The sequence below is a fragment of the Novosphingobium sp. GW821-FHT09E05 genome (assembly GCF_059416165.1).
In genome coordinates this window covers 1,894,036-1,909,423 of record NZ_JBWKOQ010000001.1, presented here as the reverse complement: position 1 = coordinate 1,909,423, position 15,388 = coordinate 1,894,036, and the positions used below count along the sequence as shown (strand labels likewise).

Genomic DNA, 15,388 nt, shown 5'->3' with positions numbered 1-15,388 from the left:
ACAGTTTACGCCTTTGCCCTAAGCCACTCGGCAAGAGCCGGAATTCGGCTGCGAAGGATGGCGCCGCGACGATGATTCGTCTGTTCAAACACTACATTCCCCATGCCGTCGTCCTGCTCTGGCTGGTGGACGTGGGGCTGCTCGCCATCGCCAACGAGACATCGTGGCGCCTGCGGGCAGACCAGATCGGCATCGACCCCGGCGCTCTGCTCGACAGGCTCGGCGCCCATGCGGCCTTTGCGGCGGTCATATCGCTCTCGATGATCTCGGTCGGCGTCTACGGCGGCGATGCGCTGCGGTCCAAACGGTTTGCCGCCGCGCGCCTGCTGGTCGCCATTTCGCTGGGCATCATTGCGCTGTCCTTCGTCGACTTCCTCGTCGGCGGGCAGAATTTCTGGCGCTCGACGCTGGCTTATTCGATGGCCTTCGCGATCGTCCTGCTGATCGCCAACCGCCTGCTGCTGGGCGCGTTCCTGGGCACCAGTTCCTTCCGCCGGCGCGTGCTGGTGCTGGGTGCGGGAGCGCGGGCCCAGCGCCTGCGCGCGCTGGGCGATCGGCCGGAAAGCGGCTTCGCGATCGTCGGCTACATCACCATGAGCGAGGGCCAGCCGGTCGTCGAAGAGGCGATTTCGCGCGGGGCGATCCACAACCTCACCCGCTACGTCGAGAACCTGGGGGTGAGTGAAGTGGTGCTGGCGCTGGAGGAACGCCGCAACGCCCTGCCGCTGAAGGACCTGCTGCGCATCAAGACCGCCGGTGTCCACGTCAACGAGTTCTCCAGCTTCCTCGAGCGCGAGACGGGCCGTGTCGACCTCGACACCGTCAATCCCAGCTGGCTGATCTTCTCCGATGGCTTCTCCTCGGGCCGGGCGATTTCAAGCGCGGCCAAGCGCCTGTTCGACATCGGCGCGAGCGCGTTGGTCCTCGTCGTCACCGCGCCGGTGATCGCGCTGTTCGCGCTGCTGGTGAAGATCGACAGCAAGGGCCCCGCCTTCTACCGCCAGCCGCGCGTCGGCCTGTTCGGCGAGTGCTTCGACGTCATCAAGCTGCGCTCGATGCGCACCGATGCCGAAGCGGCAGGCGCCCAGTGGGCCTCTAAGGACGACCCGCGCGTCACCCGCGTCGGCCGGTTCATCCGCAAGGTCCGCATCGACGAGCTGCCGCAGGCCTGGACCGTCCTCAAGGGGGAGATGAGCTTCGTCGGCCCGCGTCCCGAGCGCCCAGAATTCGTCGCCGACCTCGAGGAACAGCTGCGCTACTACGCCGAGCGGCACATGGTGAAGCCGGGCATAACCGGCTGGGCCCAGATCAACTACCCCTACGGCGCCTCGATCGAGGATTCGCGCAACAAGCTCGAATACGACCTCTATTACGCCAAGAACTACACGCCTTTCCTCGACCTGCTGATCATCCTGCAGACGCTGCGCGTGGTGCTGTGGAGCGAGGGCGCGCGCTGATGGCGGTCGGTTTCGTCTCCGGCAGCGCCGGGCCCGTCTGGTCGACGGTAGGCGTCGCCCTCGACTTCAGCGGCGCCATCGCGCTGGCCAGCGTCGCGATGTGGCTGCTGCCCCGCCGCGACCGTTTCGGCGGCGCCGGCACGGCGGTGGTCGTCGCCCTGTTCCTGACCGCGCTGTGGAGCCTGGCCGGGCTGGCGGCGAAGAGTTCGGGTGCGGCCATCTTCGCGCCATCGCTTGCCGAAAGCGCGCGCAATCTCGGCTGGCTTTGCGTCATCTACCGCCTGTTCGCCAGCGACGGACGCCATGCCAGCCTCGCGCCGATCCGGCCGGTGATCGTGGCGCTCGCTTTCGTGGAACTGCTGCACCTGGGCGTCGACTACGGGCTGTCGCGCCTGGCGATCGACCGTGAAGTTCTGCGCGTCGCCTTCGATTTCAACGTGATGTTCCGCCTGCTGGTGACGGTCGGCGGGCTGGTGCTGGTCCACAACCTCTACGCGGGCGCCCCGCGCGAGGTGCGCGCCGCGCTGCGCTGGCCGGCGGCGGGCCTCGCGGCGCTCTGGGCCTTCGACCTCAACCTGTACACCATCGCCTATCTCGCCGGCACCTGGCCCTACGAGATCGCCGCGCTGCGCGGGATCGCGACCGGCTCGCTCGCCGTGTGCATCGCCATCGCCGCCGCCGGGAACCGCGACGACCTGCGTATCCGCCCCTCGCGCGCGGTGACGTTCCAGACATTCTCGCTGCTCGTCATCGGCGTCTATCTCGTCTCGATGGTCGCCGTGGCGCAGTGGCTGTCCTACGCGGGCGGCAACTTCGCGCGGCTGATCGAGCTGGCGTTCCTGACGCTGGCGAGCGCGGTGGCTCTGGTCGTCCTGCCCTCGCGCCGGGTCCGCGCCTGGCTCAAGGTGACGCTGGCCAAGCATTTCTTCCAGCACCGCTACGACTACCGCGAGGAGTGGCTGCGCTTCACCCGCACCATCGGCAGCGGCGGCGACCAGTCGGCGCCGCTGGGCGAGCGCGTGGTGCAGTCCATCGCCGATGTGTTCGAAAGCCCCGCCGGACTGCTGCTGACCCCCGGCGAGCAGGGCGAACTGACGCTGGCGGCGCGCTGGAACTGGCCCGAGATCGAAGTCCCGTCGGTGGCCATTCCGGTCGGCGGCATCGGCTACTTCGAGCGCACCGGCTATATCGCCGACCTCGACGACGTGTGCGCCGGCGCCGCGCAGGGCGAGGGCGAGAACGACCTGCCGGACTGGCTCGTCGACCATCCGCGCGCCTGGGCGCTGATCCCGCTGGTGCATTACGAGCGCCTCGTCGGCATGGTCGTGCTCGCCCGCCCGCAGCTGGCGCGCAAGTTCGACTGGGAGGACTTCGACCTCCTGCGCGTCATCGGCCAGCAGGTGGCGAGCTACCTCGCCGAGAATTCCAGCCAGGAGGCGCTCGCCGAATCCGCGCGCTTCGAGGACTTCCACCGCCGCATCGCCTTCGTGATGCACGACATCAAGAACCTCGCCAGCCAGTTCAGCCTGCTTGCCCGCAATGCCGAACTCCACGCCGAGAAACCCGCCTTCCGCGCCGACATGCTGGTGACACTGCGCAACTCCTCGGACAAGCTCAACGCCCTGCTGGCCCGCCTCTCGCGCTACGGTTCGGGCGGGGTCGAGAAGCTGGAGGAAGTGCCCGCCGCCGACGTGCTGTCAGTGGTCATGGAACGGTTCCGCGCCAGCCCGCAGGTCGTGCTGGCCGAGAGCCGGAACGTTGCGATCACTGCCAACCGTCACTCGCTGGAACAGGTACTCATGCACCTGGTGCAGAACGCGATCGACGCCAGCCGACCGGAGACGCCGGTGTTCGTCTCGCTCTCGGTCGAGGGCCTCAATGCGCGCTTCGAAGTGCTCGATTCCGGTTGCGGCATGAGCGCGGACTTCGTGCGCGGCCGCCTGTTCAAACCGTTCGTCTCCACGAAGAGCGGGGGCTTCGGCATCGGCGCCTTCGAGGCGCGCGAACTGGTGCGGGCGATGCGCGGGCGGCTCGACGTGGAATCGCGAGAGGGGCTAGGCTCGCGCTTCGTCGTGCGGCTTCCGCTCGCGGCGGCGAGCGATATCTACCAGACCCTGACAACGCACGGCCAGAAGGTAGCGTGATGACCGATACCCCGCACAAGCTCCCGAAGCTCCTCATCGTCGAGGACGACGCGGGGCTCCAGGCGCAGCTCAAGTGGGCCTACGAGGATTTCGAGGTCTTCGTCGCCGGCGACCGCGCCAGTGCCATCGCGCTGTTGCGGTCGGAAATGCCCGATGTTGTGACCCTCGACCTCGGCCTGCCGCCGGACCCGGACGGCACCACCGAGGGCTTCGCCGTGCTCGACGAGATCATGGCGCTCAAGCCCGACACCAAGGTCGTCGTCGCCTCGGGCCACGGCGCCCGCGAGAGCGCGCTGCAGGCGATCGCGCGCGGGGCCTACGACTTCTACCAGAAGCCCGTCGACATCGACGCGCTCGGCCACATCGTGCGCCGCGCGCTCCAGTTGCACCGCCTGGAGGAAGAGAACCGCCGTCTCGCCGGAAAGGTCGAGAAGGACGAAAAGGTCCTCGGCCGCATGATCACCGCCGCGCCCGAGATGGTCCGCGTCGCCCGCACGATCGAGCGCGTGGCGAACACCAATGTCTCGGTCATGCTGCTGGGCGCCAGCGGCACCGGCAAGGAACTGCTGGCCCGCGGCCTCCACGACGCCAGCGGCCGGGCCAAGCGCGAGTTCGTGGCGATCAACTGCGCCGCGATCCCCGAGAACCTGCTCGAAAGCGAGCTGTTCGGGCACGAGAAGGGCGCCTTCACCGGAGCGGTCAAGACTACCCATGGCAAGATCGAACAGGCGGCCGGCGGCACCCTGTTCCTCGACGAAGTGGGCGACATCCCGCTCCAGCTCCAGGTCAAGCTGCTGCGCTTCCTGCAGGAGCGCGTGATCGAGCGGGTCGGCAGCCGCGAATCGATCCCCGTCGACACCCGCGTGGTCTGCGCCACCCACCAGAATCTCGAGGCCATGATTGCCGAGGGTCGCTTCCGCGAAGACCTCTATTACCGCCTCGCCGAGATCGTCGTGCGCATCCCCAGCCTCGCCGAGCGGCCGGGCGACCCGACGCTGCTCGCGAAGGCATTCCTCAACCGCTACGCCAAGGAAATGAACCCCAGCGTACGCGGTTTCGCCGCCGACGCGCTCGCCGCGATCGATGCCTGGGGCTGGCCGGGAAACGTGCGCGAACTGGAAAACCGGGTGAAGCGCGCGGTCATCATGGCCGACGAGAAGCTGGTCGGTGCCGCCGACCTCGATCTCGCCGAGCCGGACGAGCAGGTCGTCAACGCGCTCAACCTCAAGACCGCGCGCGAGCAGTCGGACCGCAAGGTCATCCGCCATGCGCTCGCCCGCAGCGAGGGCAACATTTCCAGCACCGCCAAGATGCTCGGGATCAGCCGGCCCACGCTCTACGACCTGCTCAAGCAATACGACCTCCAGTCCTGACCGCGGACAGGGCGGGGGGCACGTGGCAAAAGGCAGGGGCATCACCGCATGGCTGGGCGTCTCGGCGCTCGTCCCGCTGCTGTGCCTGGCCGCGCTGTTTGCCAGCCTCGGCGCCGGTCCCGCGCATGGCGAGGGGCCGCGCGGCGATGCGCTGATCGAGCAGGCGAACCGTGCGCTTGCGCGGCGGGACGGCATCGACGCGGAAGTGAAGCTGCAGGCGGCGCTCGCGCAAGGCGCATCACCCGCCGACGTCAATGCACTGATGGGCCAGGCGCTCATGGCCCAGGACCGGCGCGACCGCGCGCGTCCATGGCTGGCGCCAGCCCGGTTCTCGCCCGCCACCGCCGCTGCCGGATGGCGCTCGCTGGGGCTGCTGGAACGCCTCGACGGCAACCTGCCAGCCTCGGGCCGGGCCTATGACCGGGCGCTGTCGATCATCCCGAAGGACCCGTCGCTGTGGGTCGAGATCGGCCGGCTGCGCTATGCCGGCGGCCAGCACCGGCTGGCCATCGAGGCTTCCGAACACGCCCTGGCGCTAGACCCAGCCAGCGTTCGGGCGCTGGAGTTCCGGGGCCAGCAGGTGCGGGACCGCTACGGCCTGCTCGCGGGACTGCCGTGGTTCGAGCGGGCCATCGTCAACGACCCCAAGGACGTGTCGGTCCTGCTCGAATACGCCGCGACGCTCGGCGAACTGGGCCGGGCCAGCGAGTGCCTGACGGTGACGCGCCGTGTGCTTCAGCTGAGCCCCAGGAACCCGCGCGCCTATTATCTCCAGGCGGTGCTGGCGGCGCGGGCCGGCAGGTACCCGCTCGCGCGGGGGCTGCTGGCGCGGACGAAGGGCAAGCTCGATGCGAAGCCCGGCGTGCAGATGCTGCGCGGCGTCGTCGAGATCGCGGCTGGAAACCCCGCCGCCGCGGCCGAGGCGCTGGAGGCGGTGCTGCGCCTGCGCCCGGACAGCCTGCGCGCACGCGACCTGCTGGCGCGGGCGATCCTGATGGGCGGCCAGTACCGCTACCTGACCTTGCGCTTTTCCGAGGAGATCGCACGGGGGCAGGCCTCTCCTTACCAGCTGACGTCGGTGGCGCGGGCCTGGGAAGCGCTAGGCGACCGCCAGCGTGCGGGCGAACTGCTCGACCGCGCCGCCCGTCCCCAGTCCTCCGCATTGCGGGTTCTCGGGGACGCGGGGCGCATCGGCGAACTGCTCGAAAGCGGACAGACCGGCGCGGCGCAGGCGGCAGCCGAGGCGGCGCGGCGCTCCGACCCGGGATTCTACGATACGCAGGCGCTGGCCGGCGACGTCCAGCTGGCGCTCGGCCACGCCGCCGAGGCGCAGGCGCGCTATATTCTGGCCGCCGAAATCCGCTTGCCCGAAAGCCTGTTTCAACGCCGTTTTGCCGCTTACGCCATGGCCCGCGATCTCAAAGGCGGGCGCGACCTCGTCGAAGGCTACCTGCGCCAGAATCCCACCAGCCGACCGGCCCTGCGCGCGGCAGCGCAGCTTGCGGTCGGCATGGGCGACGACGGCCGGGCGCGGAGCATCCTCAGGTGGTTGCGCGTAAATGGCGGGGAGGGCGACGTCGAGCTGCTGTCCGACCTCGCCATGGTCGAGGCCGGGACCGGCGACCTTCAAGCCGCGCGGGAGGTTGCATCGACCGCCTACGCGCTGCAACGCTCCAGCCCGGTCGCCAGCCAGGCGCTGGGTTACGCCGACGCGGTGCTCGGCGGCCGGGATGCGCAGGCGCGCGCGCTGCTCGACAAGGCGCAGGCGATCGCGGGACAGACGCCGCTCATATCCGAGGCGAGGGCGAAGCTGCGCCTGCCGGGGTGAGGGCTGGCCGGGACGGATCATCGTTCTAAATCGCCCGTCGCCCCCGCGAATGCGGGTGCCCCGCTTTTCTGCGAGGGCGAAAGAACAAGCGGCGTCCCCGCCTACGCGGACGACGGAGTGTAAGAGGACAGGTCTGTATGGGAGGGCCCGGCCTCACCGTTTTCCTACACCAAAAAGGCCTGCTACCTTCTCGCCGGTTCTTTCATATCATCGAGATCACGCCCGCTGACCCTTGCACGGAGTTCTTCGTTCACCAACTTGCCCGTCCCGGCAGGCGCCGGAGTCGGGCAGGTCCGATTAAATTCCCGTCACCCTACTTGGGCTGGTAGGTCTGTTCCACGCCCGGGAAGCTGCGGTCGCGCACTTCAGCCGCGTACTGCGCCGCGGCCTCGGAAATCACCGAGGCCATGTCGGCATAACGCTTCACGAAACGCGGCACCCGCTCGAACATGCCGAGCATGTCCTCGGTTACCAGCACCTGCCCATCGCACTGCGCCGAGCCGCCGATGCCGATCGAGGGGCAGGCGATCGCCTGCGTCGCCGCGATGGCGATCGGCTCGACCACGCCCTCGATCACAATCGAGAACGCGCCGGCCTCGTCGAGCGCCCTGGCATCGGCGACGATCTTCGCGGCCTCCGCCTCGCTGCGGCCGCGCGCATTGTAGCCGCCGAGAACGTTCACCGCCTGCGGGGTAAGGCCGATATGGCCCATCACCGGAATCCCGCGCTCGCCCAGGAACCGCACCGTCTCGGCCATCGCCACGCCGCCCTCTAGCTTCACGCCCGCGCAGCCGGTCTCCTTGAGCAGCCGCGCCGCGTTCTCGAAGGCCTGCTGCGGCGACTGTTCGTAGCTGCCGAAGGGCATGTCGACGATGACGGCTGCATGATAGCTGCCGCGCACCACGGCGGCGCCGTGGGCGATCATCATCTCGAGCGTGACGGGCACGCTGGACGGAAGCCCGTAGATCACCTGGCCAAGGCTGTCGCCCACGAGCAGGAGGTCGGAGTGTTCGTCGAGGAGCTGCGCCTGCCGTGCGGTGTAGGCGGTGAGCATGACGATCGGCTCGGCCGTGACGCCGTCCTGCTTGCGGCGACGGATGGCCGGGATCGTCAGGCGCTTCATCGGCGCGGGCGTGGGGGTGGCGCGGCTGGTCGCGGTGTCGATCTGGAAGGTCGTGGACATGCCGGCGCTTCTAGCGCCGCTGTTGGCCCCAGACAATTCCCTCAGCTGGCCCGCGTGCCTGGCTCGCGACTATCTTATCACTGCGAGGCAATTTTATTACGAAAGTGGGGAATCTCCGGCATAGGGCTCTTGCCAAGAGCCTGCTTGCCGTTAGCCTCGCGCCATTCGCAAATTCGGGGGTCCACGAATGTTCGGACGCGTAAAGCCGCTCGACGCCATCCTGGCAACGGCGGAAAAGAAATCACTTCACCGGTCCCTGGGCGCCTTCCAGCTGACCATGCTGGGTATCGGAGCCGTCATCGGCACGGGTATCTTCGTTCTGACCGCCGAGGCCGCCCAGAAGGCCGGCCCCGGCATGATGCTCTCCTTTGTCATTGCCGGCTTCGTCTGTGCCGTGGCCGCACTCTGCTACGCGGAGATGGCTGCCATGGTGCCCGTCTCGGGCTCCGCCTATACCTATAGCTACGCCGTCATGGGCGAGACTGTCGCCTGGATGGTCGGATGGGCACTGATCCTGGAGTACGCGATCGCCGCCGGTGCGGTGTCGGTCGGGTGGTCGGGCTATTTCATCGGCTGGCTCAACACCAGCTTCAACCTCGACATCCCGCTTGAACTGGTGCGCGGTCCCTTCGACGGCGGCATCATCAACCTGCCGGCGATGCTGATCGCGACCCTGGTCACGGCGCTGCTGATCAAGGGCACCAAGGAAAGCGCGACCGTCAACGCGGTGCTCGTGGGCGTCAAGATCCTCGCGCTCACGCTGTTCGTCGCGCTGACCATCCCGGTCATCAAGAGCGGCCAGTTCACGCCCTTCGCACCGCTCGGCTTCGCGGGCATCTCGGGCGCGGCAGCGTCGATCTTCTTCGCATATGTCGGTTTCGATGCCGTTTCGACCGCCGCCGAAGAGACGAAGAACCCGCAGCGCAACATGCCGATCGGCCTGATCGGCAGCCTTGCCATCTGCACCATCTTCTACATGCTCGTCGCGGCGGGCGTCATCGGCACCGTCGGCGCGCAGCCGGTCTACGGCCCGGCCGGCGAAGCACTGTCGCCTGGCACCCCGGCGCTGGCGCAGGCCTGCAGCGCGGTTCAGGACGCGGCGGTGGTCTGCTCGAAGGAGGCACTGGCCTGGACCCTGAGGCAGGTCGGCTATCCGTTCGTCGGCTGGCTGGTCGGCGCCGCGGCGATCATCGCACTGCCTTCGGTCATCCTGATGATGATGTTCGGCCAGACCCGCATCTTCTTCGTGATGAGCCGCGACGGCCTGCTGCCCGAGTTCTTCTCCAAGGTGCATCCGCGCTTCCACACGCCGCATGTCATCACCATGCTGACGGGCGTGTTCGTGGCGCTCTTCGCGGCCTTCTTCCCGGTGGGGCTGCTCGCCGACGTCTCCAACTCGGGCACGCTGTTCGCGTTCGCCGCCGTGTCGATCGCGGTGATGGTGCTGCGCAAGACCGACCCGACCCGCAAGCGTCCGTTCCGTACCCCGGCGGTGATGGTCACCGCTCCGGTGGCGATCGCGGGCTGCATCTACCTGTTCTTCAGCCTGTCGTTCCACACGATCGCGCTATTCGTGGGCTGGGCCATCCTCGGCCTCATCGTCTACTACGCCTACAGCCGCAGCCGCAGCCACGTCGGACGCGGCCTCGTCGAAGTCCACGAGGAGGATGCCGACGTCCCGCCGCAGCCGGTCCCGCCGGTCACCTGACGACGATCGCGGCAAACGCAAATAAAAAAAGGGGGAGCGCAAAGGCGCTCCCCCTTTTTTTGTGCCCAGGATATGCCGGCGCTGTCCCGGCCTTATCCACAGGCTTACCGACAGCCCGTCAGAGTGAGCCCACCGCCAGGGTATCGGCGGTCATGGCGTCGAGCATTCCCTGCCGGCCCTCGATCCGGCCGCCGCCAAGAAAGTTGACGATGTCATTGGCCAGGCGCTGTGTCTGGGTGGCGAAGATGCCATGGGGCTCCCCCTCATATTCGATGAGGTCGGCCGAGGGCACCTGCGCCGCCACTTCGCGACCGGTCGCCTCGATCGGGACCGTGGCGTCGGCAGTGCCGTGGATCACCAGCGTCGGCACCTGGAAGTGAGGAAGGTCGGGGCGGAAGTCGGTATAGGCGAAAGCGGCCGCCGACTGGAGGGTGGCGTATTGGCCCGCCTGCATGGCCGTCTGCCACGCCCATTGCAGTTCCTCGTCGCTGACCGGATGGCTGAGCAGGCCGACGCCGTAGAACTGCTTGAAGAAGGCGGTGAAGAATTTGCGGAAGTCGGTTTTCATGCCCTCCGTCATCTCTTCGAAGACTTTGCCGGGCACGCCCTTGGGATTGTCCTCGGTACGCAGCAGGAAGGGCACCACCGACGATACCAGCACCGCCTGCGATACGCCCCGGCCGCCGTGGCGCGACATGTAGCGGGCGATCTCGCCGCCGCCCATCGAGAAGCCCACCAGCGCGACATCGTCAGTCGCTCCGGTCGCCTCCATCACATCGGCGAGGTCGTCGGTGAAGGTGTCGTATTCGTATCCCGTGGCCGGCTGGTCCGAGCGGCCGAAGCCCCGGCGATCATAGGCGATGGCGCGGTAGCCGGCTTCGGCCAGCGCCATCATCACCGGGTCCCACGAGTCGGCCGAGAGCGGCCATCCATGGATAAGCACCACCGGGCGGCCCTGGCCGAGGGTCTTGACGCGCAGGTTGGTGCCATCGCGGGTCTGGATCATGGTCATGTGGAAATCTCCTTTGCCGCTAGAAGCTTGGGGAAATTGCCCTCGTTCCGATCTTCCTCCGGGCACGAGCCGGACGGTGGCGCACGAGAGGCGAAGCGAGGATGGAGATGCTAACGCTCGCTTAACCCCCACCCTGCCATGAAGCGGGCGCGACATGACGAGAGTGACTATGCGATGGCGTTCTTCAAGGCCCTGATACCGGCAGCACTGCTGACGTGGATCGTGTCGGGCGTAATGGGCTCGAACGGATCTCGCGGCGGGATGCTGTCAATCGAGCATGCGATGGTGCAGGGGCACGGCTTCTACTGGTCGTGGCCGCTGTTCCTGGCGGCTACGGTGCTCGCCTGGGCCATCTTCGCGATGATGGACTAGGGAAACGAACCGGAGCGCCGCGGCTTATGGTCGCATGGCCTTTCCCGCGCTCGATCGCATTGTCCTGACCGTTCTGCTCGTTGCTTGCCTGTTCATAGGGGCGAAGGCGTGCCTGCGCGACCATCCCGAGCATGACCCATGGACGCCGCTGGCCCTCGACGACCCGCCGGGATGGGCGACCTCGCGCAAGCTGGCGGAATTGCGAGGCGATGCCGCGCAGTGCGGCGCCTTTCTTGGCCGCAGCGGGATCAAGGCCACCGCGTTGCCTCCGGCGGGCGAAGGCGCGTGCCGGCGTGAGGACCGCAGGCTCCTCGTAGCGCCCGCACATCTCGACATTGCGCTGCGCCCCGGCGGTGCCCAGGCGACCTGTGCGATCGACGCGGGGCTGGCATGGTGGTTGCGGCAGGGGGTCCAGCCGGCCGCTCAGGCAGCGTTGGGAAGCCGGGTCGTGGCCATCCAGCACCTCGGTACTGCCAACTGCCGGCGCATCGGCGGCGGCAAGGATGGCACCTGGAGCGAGCACGCCGCCGGGAACGCCATCGACGTCGCCGGCTTCGTCCTGGCGGACGGCAGGCAGGTCAGCGTGTTGAAGGACTGGAAGGCGAAAGGATCAGCGGACGAGGGGGCCTCGGCCTTCCTTCACATGGTGCGCGACAGCGCCTGTACGAGTTTTGCGACCGTGCTGTCGCCCGACTACAACGCCGCGCATGCCGACCACCTGCACCTCGACCAGGCGAGGCGCAGTGGCGGATGGAGCGCCTGTCGCTGACAGGACGCGCGGGCATACCAGTGCTGGAGAGATGAAATGGTGACCCCTACGAGAATCGAACTCGTGTTTCAGCCGTGAGAGGGCCGCGTCCTAACCGCTAGACGAAGGGGCCGTTAAGCCATTTTCGGTTTGCCTCACCATCGCAAGGATGGTGACCCCTACGGGAATCGAACCCGTGTTTCAGCCGTGAAAGGGCCGCGTCCTAACCGCTAGACGAAGGGGCCGTACCGGGTTGCGCCGGAGGCAGGACCGGCCCTCTAGCGGGGGTCCGCGGGGGGGTCAACCCCTTGGCGCGATAAAAATGACATCGTGTTTTCAGTCGCAGAAAGCGGCGTCGTCGAGGTGCAGTTCGGCCTGCGGGCGGCTACCCCAGTCGTCGATCTTCGCACGCCCCGCGAGCCACAGGCGGCGCCCCTGCGAGGCGTGGAGCAGGGCCTGTCCCATCTCGCTCTCGGCCGAGCGGAACGCCATGGCCTTGAAGCGGCCGCCGTCCGGTCCGCTGACGATCAGGCGCAGGTGATCCGCGCCCACCACGTCGGCCTTGACGACGCGTACCGGGCCGACCGCGACGCGCGGGCCGGGCCAGCCCATGCCGTAAGGTCCGGCGCTCTCCAGCGTCTCCACCAGCTGCGGGGTAAGCCCGCCGGGCGAGAGCGCGAGGTCGAGCAGCATCGACTGGCTGGCGCTGGCGCGCGACACATCGTTCGCGAGGTGCGAATCGAGCCAGTCCGACAGCGCGTCGAGCTTGCCCGGCGCGATCGTCAGGCCCGCCGCCATGGCGTGTCCGCCGCCCGCGACGAGCAGGTCCATCTCGCGCGCGGCGATGATCGCGGCGCCCAGGTCCACGCCCGAGATCGAGCGGCCCGAACCCTTGCCATGGCCTGCTTCGTCGGCGCCAAGCGCGATGACGAGGGAGGGCTTGCCCGTCTTTTCCTTGATGCGGCCGGCAACGATGCCGATCACGCCCGGATGCCAGCCTTCACCGGCGACGACGATCACCGAGCGGTTGTGCTGCCGGTCGATCTGCATCTCGGCCATTTCCTGCACCGCCTGCTCGATGCCGCGCCGCTCGTCGTTGAGGCGGGAGAGCTGGGCGGCGATGTCGCGCGCCTCGTCGGGATCGGTGGTGGTCAGCAGGCGCACGCCAAGCGTCGATTCGCCCACCCGTCCGCCGGCGTTGATGCGCGGGCCCAGCGCGAAGCCGAGGTCGCTGCAGGTCGGTGCGCGGCTGAGCCGGCTGGCGTCGATGAGCGCCGACATGCCGATGTTGTCGCGCTTGCCCATGACCTTGAGTCCCTGTGCGACGAACGCGCGGTTGAGCCCGTGCAGCGCGGCGACGTCCGCCACCGTGCCCAGCGCCACGAGGTCGAGCAGGGCGAACAGGTCGGGTTCGCGCCGGGTTTCGAAGAAGCCGCGCTTGCGCAGGGTACGCACGGTCGCCACTGCCAGCAGGAAGGCCACGCCGACCGCTGCGAGGTGGCCGTGGCTGGCGGCGAGGTCGTCCTCGTCGAGGCGGTTGGGATTGACCAGCGCCACCGTACGGGGAAGCTCGGGCGAGCACTTGTGGTGGTCCACCACGATGACGTCGACACCGGCCTCGTGCGCCATCTCCAGCGCCTCGTGGGCCATGGCGCCGCAGTCGACCGTGACGATCAGGCTCGACCCTTCGCCGGCGATGCGCACCAGCGCTTCGCCGGAGGGGCCGTAGCCTTCGAGCAGGCGGTCCGGGATGTAGTAGCGCGCATCGTGGCCGAGGCCGCGCAGCAGCAGGATCAGCAGCGCCGCGCTGGTGGCGCCGTCGACGTCGTAGTCGCCGTAGACGGTCACCGCCTCGCCGGTCATGACCGCCTGGGCGAGGCGCTCGGCGGCGGCGTCCATATCGCGGAAGGCGGAAGGGTCGGGCAGGAAGGCGCGCAGCGAAGGGTTGCGATGGCGCTCGAGGTCTTCGCGGGCGACGCCGCGCGACAGCAGGAGCTGGGTGACGATGTCGTCCTCGAGCCCGGCAGGCCCCGCACCGAACCCGTCACTCAGGTCCATGTTGCCACCGCGCCAGCGCCAGGCCTTGCCTGTGAGCGAGCGGTCGATCCCGAAGACGCTTGCGGATCGTGATTCCATAATCACCCGCGTTACCCGTTCCGCGCCGGGACGGGAAGGGCCCGGCTTTTGCCGATCCCCGCATTTCGTGACGGCATTTGTCGTTGGTTGAACAGGGCGCGGGCCAGTAAGATAGAAGAAACGGGGAGAAGGATTCGTCGAAATGCCGATCAGCACGAAGTCGCTTCTGGCGTGGTTCGCAGTACCGGCCATAGTCGTTCCTGTGGCATTACTTGCCGCCGGCGATGCGCCCCCGATCGCGCGCTACGACATGCGGGCGGGAACGGTGTCCGGTTTCGGAGGGATGGGCAGCGGCATGGGCGCGGCGATGAGCATGATGATGGGCGGGGGTGGCAGCCAAGTCCAGCACGAGCTGTACCTGCGGCTCGGCTCCGCGCAGGCGCCGACGGGGGGAAAGGCAAAGGCCGATCATTTCATGCCGCCGGTCGCCAGGCTGGGCAAGTCGGTGGCGCTCGTCGCTCCGCCGCGCGCCGAGGCGGCGCCCGACCTGCTGCCCGAGACGCCCAAGGGCCGCCTGCTGATCTTCTGGGGCTGCGGCGAACACGCGCCCAAGGGCCAGCCGGTGGTGATCGACTTCGCCAAGGTTGCGGCGGGGCAGGTCCCGCCTGGCATGCCCGGCTCGGCCGTCATCCGCGACTGGGGCTCCACTGCCGAGAACTCGCGCACCTTCGCGCGCTGGCCGGCGGAGGATCACAAGTACGTGAAGGCGGACAGCTCGCTGGTCGGCACGCACAAGGTCGTCAGCACTTACACGCCCGAGATCGCCTTCACGCTGGCGAAGGATTTCATGGCGCCGATCACGTCCGGCACCGCGAAGCTGCCGAGCGGTGCCTCGCGCCTGACCTGGACCGGCGTTCCGGGCGCGACTGCGTGGCTGGCCTTCGTCACCGGCGGCAGGCAGGGCCCCGGCGGCCAGATGGGCGACATGGTGATGTGGACCAGCAGTTCGGACCGCCAGTTCGGCGGTGGACTGGCCGACTGGGTCTCACCCGACCAGGCCGCCTCGCTGGTCAGGTCCGGCACGCTGATGGCACCGGCCGCGACCTCCTGCGTGGTACCGGCCGAGGTAATCGCGGCCTCGCCCGACTTCCGGGTCGGCACGCTCACGGCATTCGGACCGCAGGAGAGCTTCGCCTATCCGCCGCGCCCGGCCGATCCTAAAGCAGCATGGAAGCCGGACTGGACCGCCCGGATCCGCCATCGCTCGACCACCAGCTGGATGCAGGCGCAGGGCATGGAGATGGGCGCGGCCGGGATGAGCGACAGTGCTCCCGACAGCGGCTCCGAGAATGAGGACGGCGGAAAGAAACCGCCGTGCATGCCCAAGAAGTCGGGCCTCGGCGGAATGTTGGGCGGCATCGGGGGAATTGGCGGTATCGTGGGCGCAGGTAACAAAGGCTGCTGATTCCTTGCTCGCGATTATCTGG

The 15,388-nt window shown here is 68.3% G+C and carries 11 protein-coding genes and 2 tRNA genes; 8 read left to right on the top strand and 5 right to left on the bottom strand.

Annotation, left to right across the window (positions count from 1 at the left end):
• Positions 1-71 precede the first annotated feature (71 nt).
• From AC07M9_RS08960 to AC07M9_RS08945, 4 genes are read left to right on the top strand one after another with little or no spacing between them, the layout of a single operon-like run.
• Positions 72-1,457, top strand: a complete 1,386-nt coding sequence (locus AC07M9_RS08960; protein WP_494883088.1) for a TIGR03013 family XrtA/PEP-CTERM system glycosyltransferase — start codon at positions 72-74, stop codon at positions 1,455-1,457.
• The gene (gene prsK / locus AC07M9_RS08955; RefSeq protein ID WP_494883086.1) at positions 1,457-3,601 is read left to right on the top strand and encodes an XrtA/PEP-CTERM system histidine kinase PrsK; all 2,145 of its coding nucleotides are present in this window, start codon (positions 1,457-1,459) and stop codon (positions 3,599-3,601) included. Before AC07M9_RS08960 ends, prsK begins: the two co-directional genes overlap by 1 nt.
• Positions 3,601-4,974, top strand: coding sequence for a PEP-CTERM-box response regulator transcription factor (gene prsR, locus AC07M9_RS08950; RefSeq protein WP_494883084.1), 1,374 nt, complete (start codon positions 3,601-3,603; stop codon positions 4,972-4,974). The genes prsK and prsR overlap by 1 nt, the downstream gene beginning before the upstream one ends.
• Before the next feature lie 22 nt (positions 4,975-4,996).
• Complete coding sequence (locus AC07M9_RS08945) at positions 4,997-6,802, top strand: tetratricopeptide repeat protein (protein ID WP_494883082.1); 1,806 nt, start codon at positions 4,997-4,999, stop codon at positions 6,800-6,802.
• Between the two features lie 313 nt (positions 6,803-7,115).
• On the opposite strand, the gene panB is transcribed toward AC07M9_RS08945, so the two are convergent.
• Positions 7,116-7,985, bottom strand: coding sequence for a 3-methyl-2-oxobutanoate hydroxymethyltransferase (gene panB / locus AC07M9_RS08940; protein WP_494883081.1), 870 nt, complete (start codon positions 7,983-7,985; stop codon positions 7,116-7,118).
• Positions 7,986-8,172: 187 nt separating this feature from the next.
• Between panB and AC07M9_RS08935 the strand changes: the two genes are divergently transcribed.
• Positions 8,173-9,693, top strand: a complete 1,521-nt coding sequence (locus AC07M9_RS08935; RefSeq protein WP_494883079.1) for an amino acid permease — start codon at positions 8,173-8,175, stop codon at positions 9,691-9,693.
• Between the two features lie 118 nt (positions 9,694-9,811).
• Here the strand turns inward: AC07M9_RS08935 and AC07M9_RS08930 are convergent, their stop codons facing one another.
• Complete coding sequence (locus AC07M9_RS08930; protein ID WP_494883077.1) at positions 9,812-10,705, bottom strand: alpha/beta fold hydrolase; 894 nt, start codon at positions 10,703-10,705, stop codon at positions 9,812-9,814.
• Positions 10,706-10,843: 138 nt separating this feature from the next.
• Between AC07M9_RS08930 and AC07M9_RS08925 the strand changes: the two genes are divergently transcribed.
• Both AC07M9_RS08925 and AC07M9_RS08920 read left to right on the top strand, forming a co-directional pair.
• Complete coding sequence (locus tag AC07M9_RS08925) at positions 10,844-11,077, top strand: hypothetical protein (RefSeq protein ID WP_494883076.1); 234 nt, start codon at positions 10,844-10,846, stop codon at positions 11,075-11,077.
• A gap of 34 nt (positions 11,078-11,111) precedes the next feature.
• Positions 11,112-11,846 (top strand): extensin-like domain-containing protein, encoded by a 735-nt coding sequence (locus tag AC07M9_RS08920; RefSeq protein ID WP_494883075.1) that lies wholly within the window; start codon positions 11,112-11,114, stop codon positions 11,844-11,846.
• A 37-nt stretch (positions 11,847-11,883) separates the two neighbouring features.
• On the opposite strand, the gene AC07M9_RS08915 is transcribed toward AC07M9_RS08920, so the two are convergent.
• From AC07M9_RS08915 to recJ, 3 genes are all read right to left on the bottom strand, one after another.
• A tRNA-Glu gene (locus AC07M9_RS08915) sits at positions 11,884-11,958 on the bottom strand.
• A gap of 37 nt (positions 11,959-11,995) precedes the next feature.
• A tRNA-Glu gene (locus tag AC07M9_RS08910) sits at positions 11,996-12,070 on the bottom strand.
• Between the two features lie 91 nt (positions 12,071-12,161).
• Positions 12,162-13,961, bottom strand: a complete 1,800-nt coding sequence (gene recJ, locus AC07M9_RS08905; protein ID WP_494883074.1) for a single-stranded-DNA-specific exonuclease RecJ — start codon at positions 13,959-13,961, stop codon at positions 12,162-12,164.
• A gap of 142 nt (positions 13,962-14,103) precedes the next feature.
• Here recJ and AC07M9_RS08900 point away from each other — a divergent pair, with 142 nt between their 5' ends.
• Positions 14,104-15,366, top strand: a complete 1,263-nt coding sequence (locus tag AC07M9_RS08900; RefSeq protein ID WP_494883073.1) for a hypothetical protein — start codon at positions 14,104-14,106, stop codon at positions 15,364-15,366.
• The last annotated feature ends 22 nt before the right edge of the window (positions 15,367-15,388 follow it).

What these genes read in the sequence shown, in the direction of transcription:
- AC07M9_RS08925 (WP_494883076.1), top strand. Translation starts at nt 10,844, where the DNA reads ATGAAGCGGGCGCGACATGACGAGAGTGACTATGCGATGGCGTTCTTC.
- recJ (WP_494883074.1), bottom strand. Translation starts at nt 13,961, where the DNA reads ATGGAATCACGATCCGCAAGCGTCTTCGGGATCGACCGCTCGCTCACA.
- prsR (WP_494883084.1), top strand. Translation starts at nt 3,601, where the DNA reads ATGACCGATACCCCGCACAAGCTCCCGAAGCTCCTCATCGTCGAGGAC.
- AC07M9_RS08920 (WP_494883075.1), top strand. Translation starts at nt 11,112, where the DNA reads ATGGCCTTTCCCGCGCTCGATCGCATTGTCCTGACCGTTCTGCTCGTT.
- AC07M9_RS08960 (WP_494883088.1), top strand. Translation starts at nt 72, where the DNA reads ATGATTCGTCTGTTCAAACACTACATTCCCCATGCCGTCGTCCTGCTC.
- AC07M9_RS08930 (WP_494883077.1), bottom strand. Translation starts at nt 10,705, where the DNA reads ATGACCATGATCCAGACCCGCGATGGCACCAACCTGCGCGTCAAGACC.
- panB (WP_494883081.1), bottom strand. Translation starts at nt 7,985, where the DNA reads ATGTCCACGACCTTCCAGATCGACACCGCGACCAGCCGCGCCACCCCC.
- AC07M9_RS08900 (WP_494883073.1), top strand. Translation starts at nt 14,104, where the DNA reads ATGCCGATCAGCACGAAGTCGCTTCTGGCGTGGTTCGCAGTACCGGCC.
- prsK (WP_494883086.1), top strand. Translation starts at nt 1,457, where the DNA reads ATGGCGGTCGGTTTCGTCTCCGGCAGCGCCGGGCCCGTCTGGTCGACG.
- AC07M9_RS08935 (WP_494883079.1), top strand. Translation starts at nt 8,173, where the DNA reads ATGTTCGGACGCGTAAAGCCGCTCGACGCCATCCTGGCAACGGCGGAA.